Annotated in this window: 17 protein-coding genes; 7 read left to right on the top strand and 10 right to left on the bottom strand. The window is 40.7% G+C overall.

What is annotated here, in order from left to right; all coding sequences use genetic code 11:
• Positions 1-4 precede the first annotated feature (4 nt).
• Genes B4N43_RS05120 through B4N43_RS05100 form a run of 5 tightly spaced genes read right to left on the bottom strand, consistent with a single transcriptional unit; the run spans position 5 to position 5,049 of the window.
• A complete protein-coding gene (locus B4N43_RS05120) occupies positions 5-1,288 on the bottom strand; it encodes an ABC transporter substrate-binding protein (RefSeq protein WP_286733256.1) in 1,284 nt (427 codons plus the stop codon).
• Positions 1,245-2,795, bottom strand: coding sequence for a glutamine-hydrolyzing GMP synthase (gene guaA / locus B4N43_RS05115; protein WP_286733254.1), 1,551 nt, complete (start codon positions 2,793-2,795; stop codon positions 1,245-1,247). The genes B4N43_RS05120 and guaA overlap by 44 nt, the downstream gene beginning before the upstream one ends.
• A gap of 42 nt (positions 2,796-2,837) precedes the next feature.
• The gene (gene pyrF / locus B4N43_RS05110) at positions 2,838-3,674 is read right to left on the bottom strand and encodes an orotidine-5'-phosphate decarboxylase (protein WP_153844715.1); all 837 of its coding nucleotides are present in this window, start codon (positions 3,672-3,674) and stop codon (positions 2,838-2,840) included.
• 23 nt (positions 3,675-3,697) lie between these two features.
• Positions 3,698-4,291, bottom strand: a complete 594-nt coding sequence (locus B4N43_RS05105; RefSeq protein WP_286733251.1) for a TlpA family protein disulfide reductase — start codon at positions 4,289-4,291, stop codon at positions 3,698-3,700.
• Positions 4,292-4,305: 14 nt separating this feature from the next.
• Positions 4,306-5,049, bottom strand: coding sequence for an RluA family pseudouridine synthase (locus tag B4N43_RS05100; RefSeq protein WP_153844717.1), 744 nt, complete (start codon positions 5,047-5,049; stop codon positions 4,306-4,308).
• Positions 5,050-5,132: 83 nt separating this feature from the next.
• Between B4N43_RS05100 and panB the strand changes: the two genes are divergently transcribed.
• From panB to B4N43_RS05070, 6 genes are all read left to right on the top strand, one after another.
• Positions 5,133-5,948: a 3-methyl-2-oxobutanoate hydroxymethyltransferase gene (panB, locus tag B4N43_RS05095; protein ID WP_075992878.1), complete on the top strand. Its 816-nt coding sequence runs from the start codon at positions 5,133-5,135 to the stop codon at positions 5,946-5,948.
• A gap of 9 nt (positions 5,949-5,957) precedes the next feature.
• The gene (locus B4N43_RS05090; RefSeq protein WP_157626111.1) at positions 5,958-6,560 is read left to right on the top strand and encodes a hypothetical protein; all 603 of its coding nucleotides are present in this window, start codon (positions 5,958-5,960) and stop codon (positions 6,558-6,560) included.
• Between the two features lie 83 nt (positions 6,561-6,643).
• Complete coding sequence (locus B4N43_RS05085) at positions 6,644-6,796, top strand: 30S ribosomal protein THX (RefSeq protein ID WP_286733245.1); 153 nt, start codon at positions 6,644-6,646, stop codon at positions 6,794-6,796.
• A 198-nt stretch (positions 6,797-6,994) separates the two neighbouring features.
• Positions 6,995-8,056 carry an efflux RND transporter periplasmic adaptor subunit gene (locus tag B4N43_RS05080; RefSeq protein WP_120334079.1) on the top strand — a complete coding sequence of 354 codons (1,062 nt, stop codon included), beginning with the start codon at positions 6,995-6,997 and terminating at the stop codon, positions 8,054-8,056.
• Between the two features lie 6 nt (positions 8,057-8,062).
• On the top strand, positions 8,063-11,146 hold the full coding sequence (locus tag B4N43_RS05075) for an efflux RND transporter permease subunit (RefSeq protein ID WP_120334078.1): 3,084 nt from the start codon (positions 8,063-8,065) through the stop codon (positions 11,144-11,146).
• Positions 11,147-11,153: 7 nt separating this feature from the next.
• Positions 11,154-12,455, top strand: a complete 1,302-nt coding sequence (locus B4N43_RS05070) for a TolC family protein (RefSeq protein WP_286733242.1) — start codon at positions 11,154-11,156, stop codon at positions 12,453-12,455.
• Between the two features lie 119 nt (positions 12,456-12,574).
• On the opposite strand, the gene B4N43_RS05065 is transcribed toward B4N43_RS05070, so the two are convergent.
• Positions 12,575-12,841 carry a hypothetical protein gene (locus B4N43_RS05065; RefSeq protein WP_172462508.1) on the bottom strand — a complete coding sequence of 89 codons (267 nt, stop codon included), beginning with the start codon at positions 12,839-12,841 and terminating at the stop codon, positions 12,575-12,577.
• Positions 12,842-13,165: 324 nt separating this feature from the next.
• Between B4N43_RS05065 and B4N43_RS05060 the strand changes: the two genes are divergently transcribed.
• The gene (locus B4N43_RS05060; RefSeq protein WP_286733241.1) at positions 13,166-13,891 is read left to right on the top strand and encodes an acyl-[acyl-carrier-protein] thioesterase; all 726 of its coding nucleotides are present in this window, start codon (positions 13,166-13,168) and stop codon (positions 13,889-13,891) included.
• Positions 13,892-13,938: 47 nt separating this feature from the next.
• Here B4N43_RS05060 and B4N43_RS05055 read toward each other — a convergent pair whose 3' ends face one another.
• Genes B4N43_RS05055 through B4N43_RS05040 form a run of 4 tightly spaced genes read right to left on the bottom strand, consistent with a single transcriptional unit; the run spans position 13,939 to position 19,013 of the window.
• Positions 13,939-14,568, bottom strand: coding sequence for a gluconate 2-dehydrogenase subunit 3 family protein (locus tag B4N43_RS05055; RefSeq protein WP_075992886.1), 630 nt, complete (start codon positions 14,566-14,568; stop codon positions 13,939-13,941).
• 19 nt (positions 14,569-14,587) lie between these two features.
• Positions 14,588-16,021, bottom strand: coding sequence for a Gfo/Idh/MocA family protein (locus B4N43_RS05050; RefSeq protein WP_120334075.1), 1,434 nt, complete (start codon positions 16,019-16,021; stop codon positions 14,588-14,590).
• A 19-nt stretch (positions 16,022-16,040) separates the two neighbouring features.
• Positions 16,041-17,726 (bottom strand): GMC oxidoreductase, encoded by a 1,686-nt coding sequence (locus B4N43_RS05045; RefSeq protein WP_153844724.1) that lies wholly within the window; start codon positions 17,724-17,726, stop codon positions 16,041-16,043.
• 42 nt (positions 17,727-17,768) lie between these two features.
• Entirely contained in the window at positions 17,769-19,013 is a 1,245-nt protein-coding gene (locus tag B4N43_RS05040) for a nucleoside permease (protein WP_075994834.1), read from the bottom strand.
• Between the last annotated feature and the right edge of the window lie 71 nt (positions 19,014-19,084).

The following is a 19,084-nucleotide window of genomic DNA, read 5'->3' as shown; positions in this document are numbered from 1 at the left end:
AAGATTATTTTCTTTCAAATTTTTTGTTGTGATAAACCATTATACCCAAAGCTCTATTAGCATAGCCCCATTTTGGATAAAACTCAAATTTGTAATCGCTATTCAATCCCGAAAACTTATCTTGCGTCATTCGGCTAACATAATCCACGCCATATTTATGAATTAATCGACCGAAATACAATGCCGCATCATAACCTTTATAAGAAAACTCAGACGGGTCTACTTTATAAGCCGATTTATAATTTCCAATAAATTTCCGGGTATCACTATCCCCCTCATTCACCAAGTTGGAAGAGGTAATAGTAAGTCCATAGAAATCCATATTTTCGAAATTCTCAAACGAAAGCTTAGCCATATTTGGATGTCCATATAATTTAAATTGATTACCTGGATTCAAAAAGCGTTCGTCCATATTATCCAATAGGGCTTTCACAAGATTCTTATTGGCGGTACCACTTACAATATGATTTGAACCGGTCAATACAAGATTATTATCCAGTTCGGCAAGATTATAAACCGTTTTTACTTTTGCCTGTGCATTAGCCTTTGAAATTTCGCTAACAAAATTGACTAGAAACTGTTTGCTTTCATCGTCACCGGCATCGTATACCAGGATCTGATCACCTGTATAGTACTGATCAGCAACAAATTTTGCTAATGTTTCTGCGTGTGTACGAATAGAAGGTGTGATGGAGACCAAATTGGGTAGGCTAAATTCAGAAGCCATAGTCGCCGCCAACGGAGAAACTTGTAGCACATTCTTATTTGCAAATGTTTGCCCAAAGCTTTTTATCTCACGCGGATATACCGGACCGACCACAAGTACGGCATCTTTGACATTCGCCGAAGTCCCTAAAGTCGCATTGTAGGCAACATTGTCTCGAGAATCAATTACCTGTAGATCAAATAAAGCACCCTCTTTGGCAATTTTGTCAAGGCCCAATTGAAATCCCTGATAAAAATCAAGAGCCAAGGAAGAACGCTCCACATCTTCTTTTGTAATCGTCCCCGCAATACCACTTAACTCGAACGGTAATAGCAAGGCGATGCGATTATTTTTCACAGCATGGCCGTTGACATCCTGGATATCCCCCACTTTGGCAATGGTCTTATCTTTGTCAACTGCTGGCTTAGTCACAGCAGTTTGCTGTTCGCCTTGACCAGAGGAAGGCGAACGCAATACTGTGCTTTTTTTGGTTGTGCAGCTTGCAAGACATAATGCTACAAGTGCCGCAACCCATATTTTATTCCCACTCAATTGTAGCGGGCGGTTTTGAACTGATATCATATACAACTCTGTTTATTCCTTTCACATGGTTGATAATTTCATTTGAAATTTTTGCCAACAGGTCATATGGTAAATGTATCCAATCCGCAGTCATTCCATCAAGAGAACCAACTGCACGTAAGCTAACAACATGCTCGTAAGTACGCTCGTCACCCATTACGCCTACAGAACGCACTGGCAAGAAAATTGTACCAGCTTGCCATACTTTATCGTACCAGCCAGCTTCCTTCAGATTATTGATAAAGATCGCATCAGCTTCTTGTACAATACGTACACGCTCAGGTGTAATATCACCTAAAATACGAATTGCCAAACCTGGTCCAGGGAAGGGATGTCTGCCTAAAATTGCCTGATCCACTTCTAAAGCCTTTCCTACTCTTCTTACTTCATCTTTAAACAACGTTTTAAGTGGTTCTACGACTTTCAATTTCATGAAATCAGGTAAACCACCAACGTTATGGTGCGATTTGATTGTTGCTGAAGGTCCTTTCACTGAAACCGACTCGATAATATCTGGGTAAATTGTTCCTTGTCCCAACCATTTCGCTTCAATTCCTTCAGGTAATTCCTTTTGGATTTCTTTTGCAGCTTCATCAAAAACATCAATAAATGAATTACCAATGATTTTGCGTTTCTCTTCTGGTTCAGAAACCCCAGCTAATCTACCATAAAATAAATCCTTGGCATTTATTCCTTTAATATTTAGCCCCATATTTTTGTAAGAATCCAACACCTGCTCGTATTCATCTTTACGAAGCAGACCATGATCTACGAAAATACAATGTAATTTTTTTCCGATTGCTTGGTGCAACAATACTGCTGCTACTGTCGAATCTACTCCTCCCGACAGAGCCATGATAACGTGATCGTCACCCAATTGCTCTTTCAAAGAGGATACTGTTGTTTCAACAAATGCGTCTGGTGTCCAATCCTGTGCACAACCACAAATGTTTACAACGAAGTTTTTCAATAAGATAGCCCCATCAGTACTATGTGTTACTTCCGGGTGGAATTGTATACCATAGGTACGGGTGCCTTTTACTTGATAAGCAGCAACACGAACTTTATCTGTACTTGCTATAATATCAAAATTTGCAGGAACTTCTTTGATAGTGTCTCCATGAGACATCCATACCTGCGATTGAGTTGGTACTCCTGCCAATAATTCATTCTCACTATTGACAAACTGCAGATTTGCACGACCATATTCGCGGATTTCAGAAGGTAACACTTCACCACCTGATTTTTGAGCAATGTATTGTGCTCCGTAACAAACTCCTAAAAGTGGGAAACGATCCTGAATAGCGACAAAATCAATTTGCGGTGCATCTTCTTGTCTAACAGAATAAGGACTTCCTGAAAAGATAACACCTTTTACGGAGTCATCAAAATCTGGCAATTTATTGAACGGGTGTATCTCACAATACACATTTAGTTCTCTGACACGTCTAGCGATCAACTGTGTGTATTGAGACCCGAAGTCTAGAATTATAATTTTTTCTGGCATGCTGCAAAGGTAAGTATTACGAATGAATTATTAAATGTCAAATCAGGAAATAATGCCTGCTTTTAACAGTTCTACTTCCATTTCTTTCTGTAGAATTAGGGCTTCCTCTCGTGCTCTTTCAGCGAAGTCACGTCCTTTTGAAGCATAGATAATTCCCCTTGTGCTGTTTACTAAAAGCCCACAATCTTTGTTCATACCAAATTTACAAACATCTTCAAGCGAACCTCCTTGCGCCCCCACTCCTGGAACCAATAAAAAATGGTCTGGTGCATGTTCCCTAATTTTGATAAAGCCCTCTCCGCGTGTTGCTCCGACAACATACATCAAATTGTCAGGTGTCCCCCAGGTATTGACTTTATCGATCACCTGTTCGAACAATTGCAGCCCTTCTTTGTTTTCAAAATTTTGAAAGTCCAAGCTACCCTCATTCGATGTCAAAGCAAGTACGATTGCCCATTTATCGTTAAAATCCAAAAATGGAGTCACCGAGTCCTTCCCCATATAAGGTGCGATTGTAATACTATCAAAGCCAAGACCAGACGTCTTTTCATCAAAAAATGCCATCGCATAACGTCCCGACGTATTGCCAATATCCCCCCTTTTTGCGTCAGCAATACTGAAACAATCCTTTGGTAACGCAGCCCAGGTTTTTTGAAGCGATTGCCAGCCTTTAATTCCATAACATTCATAAAATGCAATATTGGGCTTATAGGCAACACATAAATCAGCTGTTGCATCTATGATAGCCTTATTGAAGCTATAGATCGGATCCTCATCATCCAAGAGATGCTCCGGGATTTTGGTGAGGTCTGTGTCTAATCCGACACATAAAAATGAGCGTTTCGCTTTTATTTGATGAATAAGTTCTGCTCTTGTCATGCTATATTTAGAGATCTTAAAAATTATTTATTGATTAAATCTTGAATAAATTTACCTACATCAGGGCTTGAATAATCCGCCATACCTTCATGCCGAGTCGCTACCTTACCCGCTTTGTCCAATATTACCGTTGAAGGAATTGAACCCGAGAGCCACTCCTTTGGAATATCACTATTTGGAAAACTAATCGGCAAAGTCAGCTGCTGTTCCTTCATAAAAGCCTCTGCTTTTGCTTTGTTGCCTTCTATCTCCACAATCAAAAACACCATATTTGCGTTATCTTTATAGCGATCATAGAGTACATTGATCGAAGGCATTTCTGCGCGACAAGGTGCACACCACGTTGCCCAAAAATTAATAAACACCACTTTTCCCTTCAAATCCGCCACCTTGACTGTTTCTCCCAGCGAGTTGACAAAGGAGACATGACTGAATGCGCCCCCTGGAGCCACCCTATCGGAATCTTTAGAAGCTGAATTAAGCTCCAGTTTAGGTTTGAAAAAACCCATTTTCATCAAAAATTGCTGAAAATAACTTCTACTTGTTGGCCAGATCAACAAACCGATAAGCAATACAAATACAACGTTTCCGATTATCTTTTTTGTCTTCGGACTCATAGGTAATCCCGCTATTAAGAATCAAACTTATCCAACAGCTTCAACAAGGTCGCAAAATCCTTTGGATAAGGTGCCTCAAAAGCCATCTTAACTCCGTTCAACTCAAATTCAACATGTTTTGAATGTAGTGCAAAACGCTTCATAATGGGTTGTTCCTCTTCATCTTTGGATAATGTATATCCCCTTTTCTTGATTTGGGACAAATACACAGGTTTACCGCGATACATGTCATCCCCCACAATAGCGGCATGTTGTGTCGCTAGGTGAATACGGATTTGGTGCATGCGTCCTGTAATGGGTTTACATTCCACTAAGGTATAGTTCTTGTAGTATTTGATCGAATTGAAGATGGTCTCTGCCGGTTTGCCGTTTGCACGATCAATAGATACATTTTTATTGCCTTGGTTCAAGATGGGCAAATCGACAAGCAAATCCTGAAAAGTATGTGTACCACCTATGATTGCATGATAAATCTTATTCACTTTTCTTTTTTCAAATGCAATGGAAATTGTACGGTATGTTTCTGGATTTTTTGCAATTAATAAAATACCCGAGGTCTCTTTATCCAGGCGGTGGCATACCTGTGCATCAGGATGATATTTCTTCGCCAAGCGAAGAATATTGACCTCCCCACCCTCACGTTCATCTAAAGAAGCGATAAACGGCGGTTTATTGATAACAATCAAATTTTCATCCTCATGGATGATTAATTCTGAAAATTTGGGGAATTTAAATAGACGAGTCTCATTTTGTATCATTCTGCAAAAATACAAAACACAAGGCAGAATATTGGTCAATGTATGATAAAAAGCTTACTTTTGAACACACAATATAAGTTAAGATGTCTGTAAACAAAGAAATGAAACGAGTAAGCACAGCAATGCTGCAAGCCATGAAAGAACGTCAGGAAAAGATTTCTATGCTTACAAGCTATGATTACTCCATGGCCAAAATGGTAGATCAAGCTGGTGTTGACGTTATTTTGATTGGAGATTCCGCTGCCAACGTATTTGCTGGCTACGAAACCACCTTGCCTATCACCCTAGATAATATGATCTACCATGCCGCTGCCGTTGCTAGGGGTACCGAACGTGCCATGGTATTAGCAGATTTGCCATTTGGATCTTATCAGGGCTCTGCTAATGAGGCTTACAATGCAGCTGTACGCATGATGAAAGAATCGGGTGCGCACGCATTGAAACTAGAGGGAGGACTTGAAATCATTGAAAACATCAAAAAAATCATTGCCGGAGGCATCCCTGTATGTGGACACCTGGGCTTGACTCCCCAATCCATCAATAAATTTGGAAATTTTGGTGTGCGGGCAAAAGAAGAACAAGAAGCCGCTAAACTCATCGAAGATGCACTCGCTTTGCAGGAGGCGGGCTGTTTTGCAATTGTTCTGGAAAAGATACCGGCAAAATTAGCTAAAACAGTAACCGAAAAACTAGTGATTCCAACAGTGGGTATTGGGGCTGGGCCGGATTGCGATGGACAAGTCCTTGTGATTAACGATATGCTTGGAATGAATGCCGACTTCAAACCAAAATTTATGCGTCATTTCGCTAATTTGCACGAACAAATCACAACAGCAGTAGGAAATTATGTGGCCGAAGTAAAAGCGGTACAATACCCGAACGAAGACGAACAATACTAGAAGAAAAATATGCGGTTTTTGATCATTGGGCTTATTGTTCTTATTGCTTATCTGATGATACGCAAAAAATTCAATCTATTTGGGTTTACCGAGGATATGTCCAGAAATTTAAAATCAGGTTTTCAGTTGATTGAAGCTTCATCTCCAGTCATCCAGGCAAATCTAAAGAAGAGCGTTTCCAATGCCGTTATGGGGGTTATCCTCATTTTGATCACCATTTTGCTGTTCATGAAGATAAAAATTGTCCTGTTCCTGCTTCCGATTGCCTTTTTCTTGTTGGGCTATCTCTTTCTGTTCAACAACCACTTTAGTAAGCTCAAAAGCCAACAAATATGGTACAATGCCAAAACCAATGAGGTTTTTATTGAACAGCTAAAAGGAGAAAATTATGCTTTTAACATTTTTAAGGACATAGAAGCCGTTCAGAAGATCGAATCAATTCAAACGACCAAAGGTTTATTATATGGCTACTACCGTATCAAGTTAAAGAACAAAATATTGGAAATCCCTTATTTAGTCGCTGAAAACAGGCCCGTCAATAATTTATTTTTCGACACGATTAATCAAAACTTCAATGTAGCTATTCAAAAACGTATTTTTCCAATTATTTAAAAATGAACAGGTTGAACATCCGAAAAGAAAGTGTTATATTTAGGTAATCAATATAATTTGTTAAAACCAAAATATTTTACACTATGGGAAAAGGTGATATCAAGACCAGAAGAGGAAAAATATCAAATGGTTCTTTTGGAAAAAGAAGACCACATGTATCGAAAGCTGCCATCAAGCCAAAAGTAAAAAATGAGGCTTCAACAGAAGTGGAACAAAAAGCAAAATCAAAAAAATAGTAATCAATAAAGCTAGAAACTTATTTCTGGCTTTTTTTATTTCCAATCGTTCCCGCTACGTCCATTTCGATGCCCGTTTCGATGTTCATTTGCAAAGTTTTGGTCGTATTGTAAAATCCTTTTGACAACTGATATCCTCATAATAATAAACCTATATTTACCCGTTAAATGTAAAAAGTACATAAGAGACTATATCGTATGAATAAAAAATCGATCATTTACCTCCTTTTGGCTTGTGCTGTGTTTGGAGGTGGATACTTTCTGATAACTGCTAAAAAAGACAAAAAAGAAGCTGATAAGCCCAATGGGAAAAAAGATATGCCAGTCCCCGCACAGGCTATTATTGCCAAATCTTCCGTCGCCGATCGATCCATTAATCTCTCGGGAAGCATTGACGCAGAAGAGCAGGTTGAAATCAGAAGTGAAGTAAGTGGTCGAATCACCAAAATCTATTTCTCCGAAGGGCAGCGCATCAAACAGGGCGAACCCTTGATCAAGATTGATGATATTGAACTTCAGGCACAATTAAGACAAGCACAAACAACAAACCAGCTGAATGCCGAAAATGAACGTCGGGCCAAACTGCTGCTGCAAAAAGGAGCAATCAGTCAGGAAGAGTTTGATATAGCCAGTGCAGCTTTAAAAACCTCCTTAGCACAGATCCAGTTGATTCAGGCACAAATATCCAAAACAACCATCCGCGCCCCTTTTAGTGGCATGATTGGACTTCGGAATATTTCCGTAGGTGCCATTGTCTCATCCAGTACCCTGATTACAAACTTAGTGAAGGACAATCTTGTCAAAATTACCTTTGCAGTTCCCGAAAAATACAGCAATATTGTTAAAATAAACATGCCCATTGAGTTCAGCGTAGCCAACGACCCAACCGTCATAAAAGCAAACATTTACGCCGTTGAACCGCAAGTATCACTTAACACCAGAACACTCACCGTCCGCGCCAGAGCAACGAACGATCAGGGCAAATTGAAAGTCGGATCCTTTGTCAATGTGATTGTGCCGATCGAAGTGGAAAACGATGCGATATCCATTCCAACAGAAGCCATTGTTCCCGTACAGGATGGAAAAAAGGTCTTTGTATTACAACATGGCCTTGCCAAGGAAGTGAAGGTTGAAACAGGTGCGCGTACCGACAAAGACATCGTCATTCTATCTGGCATCAGTGCCGGTGACACCGTTTTAACCACGGGCGTTCTGTCGTTAAAAGATGGAGCAAAAGTTAAGGTATCATTAGCTAACTAGTTGTACATGAATTTATCTGCAGTTTTTATTAAACGTCCTGTTTTAACTATTGTCGTCAATATTACCATCATATTGTTTGGCTATATTGGTTTTAGTTTTCTAGGCGTACGCGAATACCCCTCTATTGACCCAGCGATTGTTTCCGTCAGAACAAACTATGCCGGTGCCAATCCAGATATCATTGAATCTCAGATTACCGAGCCGCTAGAAAAGGCCATAAACTCGATCGATGGTATCCGCAACATCTCTTCTTCGAGCAATCAAGGATCCAGTAATATCACCATTGAGTTTGACTTAAAAAAGAACCTTGAGGAAGCCGCAAATGATGTCCGGGATAAAGTATCCCAAGCCGTGCGAAGCCTACCACAGGATATTGATGCCCCACCAGTGGTATCCAAAGCCGATGCGGACTCCGATCCTATTATTACATTGACATTGCAAAGTGAGACGCGCGATAAACTTTCGCTGAGCGACTACGCCGAAAATGTGATTTCCGAAAGGTTGCAAACCATCCCCGGTGTCAGCAGCACACAGATCTATGGTCAAAAACGTTACGCCATGCGTCTATGGCTCAACCCCGACCGTATGGCTGCTTATGGTATCACGGCTTCGGATATTCGTACAGCATTGAATAGCCAGAATGTTGAATTACCTTCGGGGAAAATTGTCGGAAACACAACCGAGCTCACCGTAAAAACCGTCGGTAACCTGTCTACTCCTGAGCAATTCAATAACATCATTTTAAAGGCTGATAGCAGCCGTATCGTCAAGTTTATCGATATTGGCCGGGCAGAAATAGATGCTGAAAATCTCGAAACAAAAATGGTCAGTAACGGTAAACAGCTGGTCGGTATTGCCATTATTCCGCAGCCCGGAACAAATTACCTCGATATTGCCAACAATTTCTATAAAATGCTCGATCAGATCAAAGAAGATTTGCCCCAGGATATTATACTCAACATCGCTTCTGATAATACGACATTCATCAAAAAATCTGTTGAGGAAGTCGCCGAGACACTCCTGATTTCGATCATTCTGGTCACCCTGATTATCTATTTTTTCTTCCGCGACTGGGGTATCGCACTACGTCCTCTATTGGATATTCCCGTATCCTTGATCGCGACATTCTTTATTATGTATATTTTCGGATTTTCCATCAATGTACTGACGCTGCTCGCTATTGTACTCGCGACGGGGCTTGTCGTCGACGACGGTATCGTTGTTACCGAAAATATCTTCAAGAAAGTTGAAGAGGGAATGTCCCCTATTGAGGCGGCCCTGAAAGGGTCGAAGGAAATATTCTTCGCTGTTATTTCCATTTCAATCACACTTGCAGCCGTATTCTTACCCGTTATATTTCTTCAGGGTTTTGTGGGACGGCTTTTCCGGGAGTTTGGTGTCGTCATCGCCTCGGCCGTATTGGTTTCCGCATTTGTTTCCCTCACCCTCACGCCGATGCTCAACGCCTATCTGATCAAAGGCGGTGGACACAAGAAGACAAAATTTTACGATTGGACAGAACCCATGTTCGTTAAAATGAATAAAGGTTATGCCAATGCGCTGGAAAAATTCATGAAATTCAAATGGATCAGCTTTCCAATTCTGATCCTATGTTTTGTGATTATTGGCATCCTTTTCTCCTCCATTAAAAAAGAAACGGCACCTTATGATGACAGAAGCAGCATCTCTGTCAATGTGACGGGCCCTGAAGGTGCCACTTATGAATACATGGACCGATACATGCAAGATCTGGATAAATTAGTCTATGACTCCATTCCCGAAAACAAAATCAGTTTAAATATTACCTCTCCGGGTTTCGGCGCAAGCTCAGTCAACTCCGGACGTATACGGATGACACTGGTAGATCCTGAAGAACGTAAAAAGTCTCAGGATGATATTGCAAAAGAACTGACCAAATGGACAAAAAAATACGATGGTGTCCGCGTCAATGTTTCGCAAACGCCAACGATATCCATGAATCGCAGAGGTGGATTACCTGTTCAGTACATTATCCAGGCACAAAATTTTGAAAAACTTCAGGAAAAGATACCCGAATTTATGAATGAGGTCAACAGCGATCCCGCATTCTCCACAACGGACATCAACCTGAAGTTCAACAAACCCGAACTGCATGTCGAAATTGATCGTCTGAAAGCCCTCAGTCTGGGCGTTTCTGTACTTGACGTTTCGCAGTCCCTCCAATTATTACTAAGCGGCCAACGTTTCGCTTATTTTATGCGTGATGGCAAACAATATCAGGTCATAGGCCAGGTTGAAAACGACCGTAGAGCCACACCTACAGACCTTGCGTCAATTTACGTGCGAAATAACCTCGGACAGCTTATCCAGTTAGACAACGTTGTAAGCGTTAAGGAAGAGAGCAGTCCACCCCAACTCTACCACAATAACCGCTACATGTCGGCTACAGTTTCAGCCGGTTTGGCGCCGGGCATGAGTATGAGTGACGGCATTGCAGCAATGGATCGCATAAAAGAAAAGGTACTCGATCAGAGTTTCACCACCGACCTCAGTGGCGAATCACGTGACTTCGTTGAGAGTAGTTCCAATACACTATTTGCCTTTGGCCTTGCTTTGTTGCTCATCTACCTGATCTTAGCGGCCCAATTTGAAAGCTTCCTCGACCCATTTATCATTATCCTTACGGTACCCATGGCCGTTGCCGGAGCACTGATAAGTCTATGGTTATTTGATCAAACCTGGAATATATTCAGCCAAATTGGAACGATTATGCTCATTGGTCTCGTGACCAAAAATGGTATCTTGATTGTTGAGTTTGCCAACCAGATGCGCGAAGAGGGAATGGAAAAATTTGAGGCAATTATGCACTCTGCCGAATCACGCCTCAGACCGATCTTAATGACAAGTCTAGCCATTGCCTTGGGCGCATTACCGATTGCCATGTCACTTGGAGCTGCTTCAACGAGTAGAATTGGTATGGGGGTTGTTATCGTTGGTGGTACAATATTCTCCCTTATCCTAACCTTGTTCATTATCCCGGCAATCTATTACATGTGGTCAAGACAAAAAAAGCATAGACCTGAATTTGATAACATTAAAAGCTACGAATAATAAAGACATGAAGAGAAATTTCATCCTACTAGTATTACTTTACTCCATCATGTTTCAAGCTCGTGCACAAGAGATACTGACCTTGGAAGATGCGCTAAAAACAACGTTGAGCAATAACTTCAATATTCTTTTGGCTAAAAATGACAATAACATCGATATGGAGAATACCAGTCTGGGAAGCGCCGGTATGCTTCCAGCGGTAACTGGAACGTTCAATAGAAGCAACTCCATCCAGAATTCAAGGCAGGTCAGAGCAGATGGTCAAATACAGCAAATTTCCAATGCCAAAAATGATAACATGTCTTATGGAGTTAACCTAAACTGGACGATATTCGATGGATTGGGCATGTTCGCCCGTCGCGACCGCTTCAAAGAAATACAACGTCAAGGGGAAGCGGAGATTAAATATCAAGTGATTACCCAGCTCAGCGAAGTCATGGCTACCTACTACAATCTGGTGCAGCAAAAGCGCCTGATAAATGCCCTAGATACAACCATCACCTTATCGAGATACCGTGTCACGCTTGCCGAAAATCGCCTAGAGATCGGAAAAGGCTCCAAGCTTGACCTCCTGAATGCAAAAGTCGATTTAAATACCGATCAGACAAACTTACTCAGACAACAGGAAAGCTTCAAAAATACCAAGACTTACCTCAATCAGCTGATGACGCGCGACTTGAGCCTAGATTTTCAAATTGAAGACGACATGAAACTTGATACGGATCTTAAACTTGGTAATCTGATCGAAATTGCCGATCGACAAAATCCGCAAATTCAGCTTGCCATCATCAACAATCGGGTGGCCGAGCTCAACTTAAAAGCAGTTAAGGCCGAACGTTATCCAAAAATTGGCCTAAATAGTGGGTACAATTGGAACGAATCCCACTCCTCCCTCGGTTTCTCGACAGAAAACAAAAATAGAGGTCTTACCTACGGCGTATCGGCTTCCCTTAATATTTTCAATGGATTTCTGCAAAATAGAAACGAACGGATTGCCAAATTTCAGATTAAAGGCTCCGAGCTACAGATACAGCAGCAAAAACAAGATATCCAGGCTCAGGTCAGAACCCTATTCCAAACCTACATCACCAATATGGAGCTGGCTAATGTAGAACGGAAAAATGAGGAGCTGGCAAAAGAAAATTTAAACATCACGATGGATAAATTCCGTATCGGTACCATCACAACCTTAGAAGTAAGAACAGCGCAGTTAAACTACATCAATGTAATGACACGTAGCTATACAGCACAATATGATGCGAAGGTATCCGAGATACGCCTAAAAGAATTAACAGGCGAAACGTATTAGAAATTTCTTTTTGCAAGAGGCCCTCTTAGAAAGGAACACTATCTGATGCGCTTCTTAACAGCATCTATTATTAAAAGCGAAAGGCTCCTTAACTAAATAAGGAGCCTTTCTTTGTCTATTTAATAGTCAATTGCTATAATAGATTTCAGCGGTATTAAAACGCCACTTTTAATCTGAATATATCTATCGGTTAACGACCATACAGTGGTCTCGATACGCTTTGGTCCGGAATCAGTCTCAAAGGCGATTTCAGTTTTGGATTTAAACTCATTTCCCAACCGAAGTGCCCCTTTCAATTTATCCATAAAAGTCGCTGTCTTATCTTCACTCGCCGGGATAAATTTAAATTGAGGAATTTCCTCTTTAGCTATTAGTTCTCCAACCATAATACTAGCATTTAATGTGTAAATTATTGTTTTGCGCTATGCTACTTTTATAACGCTTTAAAGCCAATCTTATTTTATCTCTTTCTGCCATTGGCTTATTTAAATCTACCGATTCCCATGATAAAAATCAATTAAATCCTTGAAAACTATCATTTATTTTACAATAAAAAAACGATTGTACTTTGGACACACTGCTCCGCTTTGAGGGTTACCAGCAAGCCCAACAGGCATTTATAACGAGATATCTAAATATAGTGTCATTTCATTTTGAATTTATAGCCAAAATCATTCATATTGCCTATTTTTGATCAAAACAATATGTAAATGGAAAAATCTGTTTTTGAAAAAGAGTGGGAAATTTATTTCACACAATGCTATTCTAACGGCCGTATTCGTTTCTCCGATTTATCCAATATCCTGCAGCTTACCGCGGGAGAACATGCCAATGCTGTCGGATTCGGTTTTAAAGAAATGGCCAAACATAACCAAACCTGGGTACTTAGCCGCATACGCATAGAGATTGCACGCTTGCCCAAATGGATGGACCATGTCAAGGTAAAAACTTGGGTTCAAGAATTAGAGGGCGCACGCTCAACGCGGAATTTCGAAATTACAGTCAATGGACAGATCTATGTTACTGCAACCAGTTATTGGGCTGTTATCAATACCGTGAAAAGGAGCTCTGAAACACTCGCAATTTCCACTGAAGATTTTACCACCTATCCTGATCGCCCGGCAACACAACAGCCATTTTCAAAATTGAATATTTCCCAGACCGTCAAAAATATTGATGAATATAGCGTTAGGCTTTCTGACCTGGACATTGTCAATCACGCCAACAATGTAAAATACCTGGATTGGTGTATGGACAGATTGCCCATTGAGCTGGTATTGACCAATCAGATCAGATCCTTAGAGATGAATTACCTGCGTGAATTACGCTATAATGATACCGTTGAAATTAACGGCGATGCAACAGATCAAGGTTACTTTATGACGGTTACTAAACAGCAACGAATCCACTTTGCTTTGGCTATAAAAACAAAATAAAAAAGGGAGGCTTTGGGCCTCCCTTTTATTTTACATATAGCATAATGTTATGCAAATGCCTTATCTCCTTTTTTGTAAGGAAGGTTACCATCAAATCTTCCTGGGATCTTCACAAAACGCAAAGCTTTTGTACAACCCAGCTCTGAGTTAAAGAAACCAGTCAATGTCAACTGTTTGAACATCGTGAACCAGTGTGGTGGATCGTTCTCAACATAATTGTACAATTGATTTTGTTTTTCTTTATTTTTCTCCAGAATATCTTTTTGATCTTCAGCTTGCTTTTTATTAAACTCGTTTGCTTCTTTATCCAAAGCAGCGGCAACAGCTGTTCTGTCTTCAGCAGAAAGCTCCAGGAATGGTTTTCCTTTCACCTCTTTTGCTTTATCATCTAAGCTCCCAAAACCAGTTAAAAATGCTTTTTGTTGCTTCTCCGTATAACAATCGCGAACCATGACCGGAATAAAACTTCCTACCCCTGCTTCTTTCGCACCCGGAGTTGCGGTAGCTGGTAAAATTGCTTCAGCCAAGTCACCTAATAAATCAGTTGTCTTCGCTTCAAACAAGGCTTGTACATCTTTTGTTGCTGAGCGTGTACAACCTTCCAAAAATAAATTAGCGCCGATAACGGTACCTCCTAAAATTAAGGCAACTCGTTGTAATGCTTCTCTTCTATTCATACTACTAAATATCTTAATTTTAGAAATTATATTTCATTTCCCAACCTTGTCTGTAATTACGTTTTACATATTGATTGACGTTATCAAAATTGGTGACACGCATGTTATCGTTATCCCACAACAATTTTAAGTTACGTCCAGGGTATTTACCATCAATACGTAAATCAGCACCTCTGATTGCCAGGTTAGCCATTAATAAAGCTTCTGTCAACGGACCTGCTATTTCAAAAGGTGAACTCACTTCTTTCTTGCCGTATCCAGCCTGACAAGCTTCAACCCATTGTGCATAGTGTCCGCCTTCTTGTCCTTGAACACGGGCATATTTCTGTGCCACCTGTTCTTTTCTTGAAGTCGGCAACAAGCGTGCATTCTGGCCGTAAGTATCAGCAAGGATTTTACCTTTTGTACCAACAAGTAAGATACCATTACCACCGTCACCAAAAATTTCGTTTGGACCTAATTCATCTGGACGGGCAGGCTGAATACCACCATCCATCCAATGTAACGTAACAGGACCATTTGTACGCGGCGTTTTAGGGAAAGTTAATGTCGCATGGCTCGATGGAGGGCAACTTTCAGGGAAATATCCCCGTTTGAACTCATCCACATACACCGATCCTACAGTTGCCTGTACATCTTGTACATAAGTCAATCCTAAAGTACTGAAAGGAACTTCCAACAAGTGGCAGCCCATATCGCCCAATGCACCAGTACCGTAATCCCACCAGCCGCGCCAGTTGAAAGGCACCAATTTGTCAACATACTCTTTATGTGGCGCTGTACCTAACCAAAGGTCCCAATCCAATTCTTTTGGAATTTCAGCTTTACCTGTAGGCCATGCAATACCTGAAGGCCATACCGGACGATCTGTCCAACAATATACCGTATGTACATCACCGATCAGACCTGCTTCGTACCATTCACGTACAAAACGTGGTCCATCATTTGATGCACCTTGATTTCCCATTTGGGTAACAACCTTATATTTCTTAGCTGCATGCGTCAATGCTCTCGCTTCCCATACATCGTGAGTCAACGGTTTTTGAACGTACACGTGTTTACCCAATTGCATAGCTGCAAGCGCTTGAATCGCATGTTGATGATCTGGAGTTGATACAGAAACGGCTTCTATACGTTTGTGCTCCTTATCCAACATCTCACGGTAGTCTTTGTAATATTTTGCTTTCGGGTAACGTTTCAACGCACCAGCTGCACGACGGTCGTCCACATCACACAAGAAAGCTAGATCTGCCTTTCCTGAATCATGGAATGCATTGATGTCACTAAAACCTTTACCCCCTACACCAATACCTGCTACTTGCAATTTGTCACTTGGAGCTGTAAAGCCATTTCCGCCCAATACATGGCGAGGGACGATCATAAAAGCCGCAGCAGCTGTTGCCGCGCTCTTTATAAAACCTCTTCTACTCGTCTTATTTGAGTTATTTTCCATTGTTATCAATCTTTAGCTATTAGATGTTACCTTTTTTCAATTCGCTCACTGCGAAATCAACCGCACGAGCAGTAAGTGCCATATACGTTAATGAAGGGTTGACACAACCTGCAGAAGTCATACAAGCACCATCCGTTACGAAAACATTCAATGCATCCCAAACTTGGTTGTTACCATTTAATACCGAAGTTTTCGGATCACGTCCCATACGGGCAGTTCCCATTTCGTGGATACCTTGGCCCAGACCATATACGTTATCGTACGTATACGTATCTTTTACGCCAATGCTTTCCAACATTTCCTTCATTTCATTTTGCATGTCACCACGCATCTTCAATTCATTATCCTTGATCTCAGCGTCAAAAGACAATACAGGTAAACCCCATTTATCTTTTTTGGACTTGTCAAGTGTAATTTTATTTTCGTGATATGGCAAGGTTTCTCCAAAGGCTGTAAAGCCAACCGTCCAGTCGCCTGGCTCACAGATCGCATCTTTCCAAGCGCCACCTACTTCCATCTCTGCTACTGCACCAGACCAGCGTCCACGACCTGCAGCACCTTGGTAGCCAAATCCACGTACATAGTCGCGTTTTTTGGTATCACCTTCGACGTTTACAAAACGTGGTACATACAAACCTGTCGGTCTACGTCCAAATACATAGCTATCTAAATAGCCTTCCAACTTACCACCAGCACCACAACGGAAATGGTGATCCATCAAATTGTGGCCCAATTCACCGCTGCTACTTCCTAAACCACCTTCCCAAACATCTGTAGCTGAGTTCATCAATACCCAAGTCGAGTTCAATGCAGATGCACAAACAAAAATTACTTTAGCGAAAAACTCATAAGTTTGATTTGTTTCAGCATCTACAATCTCAACGCCTTTTGCCTTTTTCGTGTTTTTATCGTAGATAATTTTTGTTACGATAGAAAAAGGACGTAATGTCAAGTTATTTGTCTTTTTTGCTGCAGGAAGAGTCGCCGATTGCGTACTGAAATAAGCACCAAAATTACAACCCAACCAACATTGATTTTGATATTGACAATTTACACGGTCATGATGCGGAACAGTAATGTTTGCTGTTCTACCCATGATGAAATGACGTTGACCACCGTATTGTTTTTTCAAACGCTCAGCCAGGTCTTTTTCAACAATATTCATCGCCATTGCAGGCATGTAATCTCCATCTGGCAAAGACGGTACACCGTCTCTATTTCCAGAGATACCCGCAAATTTTTCAGCATAACTATACCAAGGAGCAATTTCATTATAACGAATCGGCCAATCCACACCGTGGCCATCTTTTAAGTTAGCTTCAAAATCCAAATCGCCCAAACGATAAGATTGTCTTCCCCACATTAAAGAACGTCCACCAACATGATACCCACGGTACCAGTCAAAACGTTTTACCTCTGTATATGGACTCTCTTTTTCATTTACCCAAAAATCCAGGTTCTTCTCATTCAAAGGATAATCTCTACGCAAAACCGGATAATCTTCGATCATTTGTTGCGTACGACCACCAGCATGAGGCCATTCCCATGGATTTTTATTTGGCGCAGTATAATCCTTGATGTGTTCAATGTTACGACCACGCTCCAGCATAATTGTTTTCAGCCCTTTCTCTGTCAATTCTTTCGCAGCCCATCCACCACTTATCCCCGAACCGATTACAATTGCGTCATAAGTATTTGTTGCCATCTCTCTTCTAATTATTTGTTTTTAAATAGTTATTTTTTCTGTTTAGTGTGCAGCATTTGTACTGTCGATCTTTTCGTCCTTAAATAAAGCTAAAAAGATAAAAAATACAACAGCTGCGATAATTGCAGGTACAACCCAAGTATGATTCCAGAATGCCGCCATATCAGTTGCTTTCAATTCTTTGTACTTATCTCCGACATAACTTGCTACCCAGAAACCGATCAATTGTCCAACACCATAGGTTGCCAAAGTGATCAAGCCCTGTGCTGCCGATTTGTATTTAACACCAGCTTTGCTATCTGTATAAATCTGTCCCGAAACAAAGAAAAAGTCATAACAGATACCGTGCAATGCAATACCGATCAACAACATGAACGATAATTCACCCGCATTGCCATAAGCAAATAACAGGTAACGGATTACCCAAGCCAACATCCCCACAAGGATTGTTTTCTTAAAGCCAAATTTTGTAAAAAATACAGGTAAGGCCAATAAAAACAACACTTCCGATGCCTGACCGATTGTCATTTTACCCGTTGGATTTTCCAGACCTATTTCTGAAAGGAACAAATTTGCATTTGAATAATAAAATGCCAACGGAATACAGATCAATACCGACGAAATGAAAAAAATCAAGAAGTTTTTGTCTTTCAATAATTTGATCGCATCCAAACCAATGATTGATGCAAAGGATGGTTTTTCATTTTCATCCAGTTTAACCGGCGGTGTTTTAGGCAATGCAAAAGAAAACACCCCGAGTACCAATGAGGCAACACCTGACATTAAGAAGGTATTTTTCAAAGCTCCCTCTGATGCCGCAGCGTCCCATCTAAAGATATAACTGATTGCAAGACCTGCAACAATCCAACCGATTGTTCCCCAGATACGTATACCTGAAAATTGTTTTTCCGGATTGGTTAATTGGCGAAAGGAAACCGAACTAGCCAAAGCTAATGTTGGCATGTAAAGTATCATATAGGCCAAAACATATGGATAAAATGTCGACATGTCTGCAGCACCATACATCTGATACATCAATACCGCACCGACCAAGTGTAAAACACCCAAAATACGCTCCGCATTGAAATAGCGATCTGCAATCATTCCGACAATAAAGGGAGCAATAATAGCACCCAATGATTGTGTTGAAAATACATTGGCCATTTCAAAATCCGTTGCATGTAGATTTTTGCTCAAGAAAGTACCTAATGTGACAAACCATCCCCCCCAAATAAAAAATTCGAGGAACATCATGAAGGATAGTTTAAATTTTATTGTTGATGAAATCATAAAAAAAATGGTGTTTTACAATACTACTAATTGGTTTTACCTGCTCAATTTAAGAAATTAAATCTAAT

Source organism: Sphingobacterium sp. UBA1897 (assembly GCF_002337775.1).
In the GTDB taxonomy this organism is placed as follows: Bacteria; Bacteroidota; Bacteroidia; order Sphingobacteriales; family Sphingobacteriaceae; genus Sphingobacterium; species Sphingobacterium siyangense.
Note: the sequence above shows the minus strand (reverse complement) of the source record. Positions and strands in the feature narration are given on the sequence as shown.

Excerpts from the sequence above, each read along its gene's own strand:
- B4N43_RS05120 (WP_286733256.1), bottom strand. The coding sequence starts at position 1,288 with ATGATATCAGTTCAAAACCGCCCGCTACAATTGAGTGGGAATAAAATA.
- guaA (WP_286733254.1), bottom strand. The coding sequence starts at position 2,795 with ATGCCAGAAAAAATTATAATTCTAGACTTCGGGTCTCAATACACACAG.
- pyrF (WP_153844715.1), bottom strand. The coding sequence starts at position 3,674 with ATGACAAGAGCAGAACTTATTCATCAAATAAAAGCGAAACGCTCATTT.
- B4N43_RS05105 (WP_286733251.1), bottom strand. The coding sequence starts at position 4,291 with ATGAGTCCGAAGACAAAAAAGATAATCGGAAACGTTGTATTTGTATTG.
- B4N43_RS05100 (WP_153844717.1), bottom strand. The coding sequence starts at position 5,049 with ATGATACAAAATGAGACTCGTCTATTTAAATTCCCCAAATTTTCAGAA.
- panB (WP_075992878.1), top strand. The coding sequence starts at position 5,133 with ATGTCTGTAAACAAAGAAATGAAACGAGTAAGCACAGCAATGCTGCAA.
- B4N43_RS05090 (WP_157626111.1), top strand. The coding sequence starts at position 5,958 with ATGCGGTTTTTGATCATTGGGCTTATTGTTCTTATTGCTTATCTGATG.
- B4N43_RS05085 (WP_286733245.1), top strand. The coding sequence starts at position 6,644 with ATGGGAAAAGGTGATATCAAGACCAGAAGAGGAAAAATATCAAATGGT.
- B4N43_RS05080 (WP_120334079.1), top strand. The coding sequence starts at position 6,995 with ATGAATAAAAAATCGATCATTTACCTCCTTTTGGCTTGTGCTGTGTTT.
- B4N43_RS05075 (WP_120334078.1), top strand. The coding sequence starts at position 8,063 with ATGAATTTATCTGCAGTTTTTATTAAACGTCCTGTTTTAACTATTGTC.
- B4N43_RS05070 (WP_286733242.1), top strand. The coding sequence starts at position 11,154 with ATGAAGAGAAATTTCATCCTACTAGTATTACTTTACTCCATCATGTTT.
- B4N43_RS05065 (WP_172462508.1), bottom strand. The coding sequence starts at position 12,841 with ATGGTTGGAGAACTAATAGCTAAAGAGGAAATTCCTCAATTTAAATTT.
- B4N43_RS05060 (WP_286733241.1), top strand. The coding sequence starts at position 13,166 with ATGGAAAAATCTGTTTTTGAAAAAGAGTGGGAAATTTATTTCACACAA.
- B4N43_RS05055 (WP_075992886.1), bottom strand. The coding sequence starts at position 14,568 with ATGAATAGAAGAGAAGCATTACAACGAGTTGCCTTAATTTTAGGAGGT.
- B4N43_RS05050 (WP_120334075.1), bottom strand. The coding sequence starts at position 16,021 with ATGGAAAATAACTCAAATAAGACGAGTAGAAGAGGTTTTATAAAGAGC.
- B4N43_RS05045 (WP_153844724.1), bottom strand. The coding sequence starts at position 17,726 with ATGGCAACAAATACTTATGACGCAATTGTAATCGGTTCGGGGATAAGT.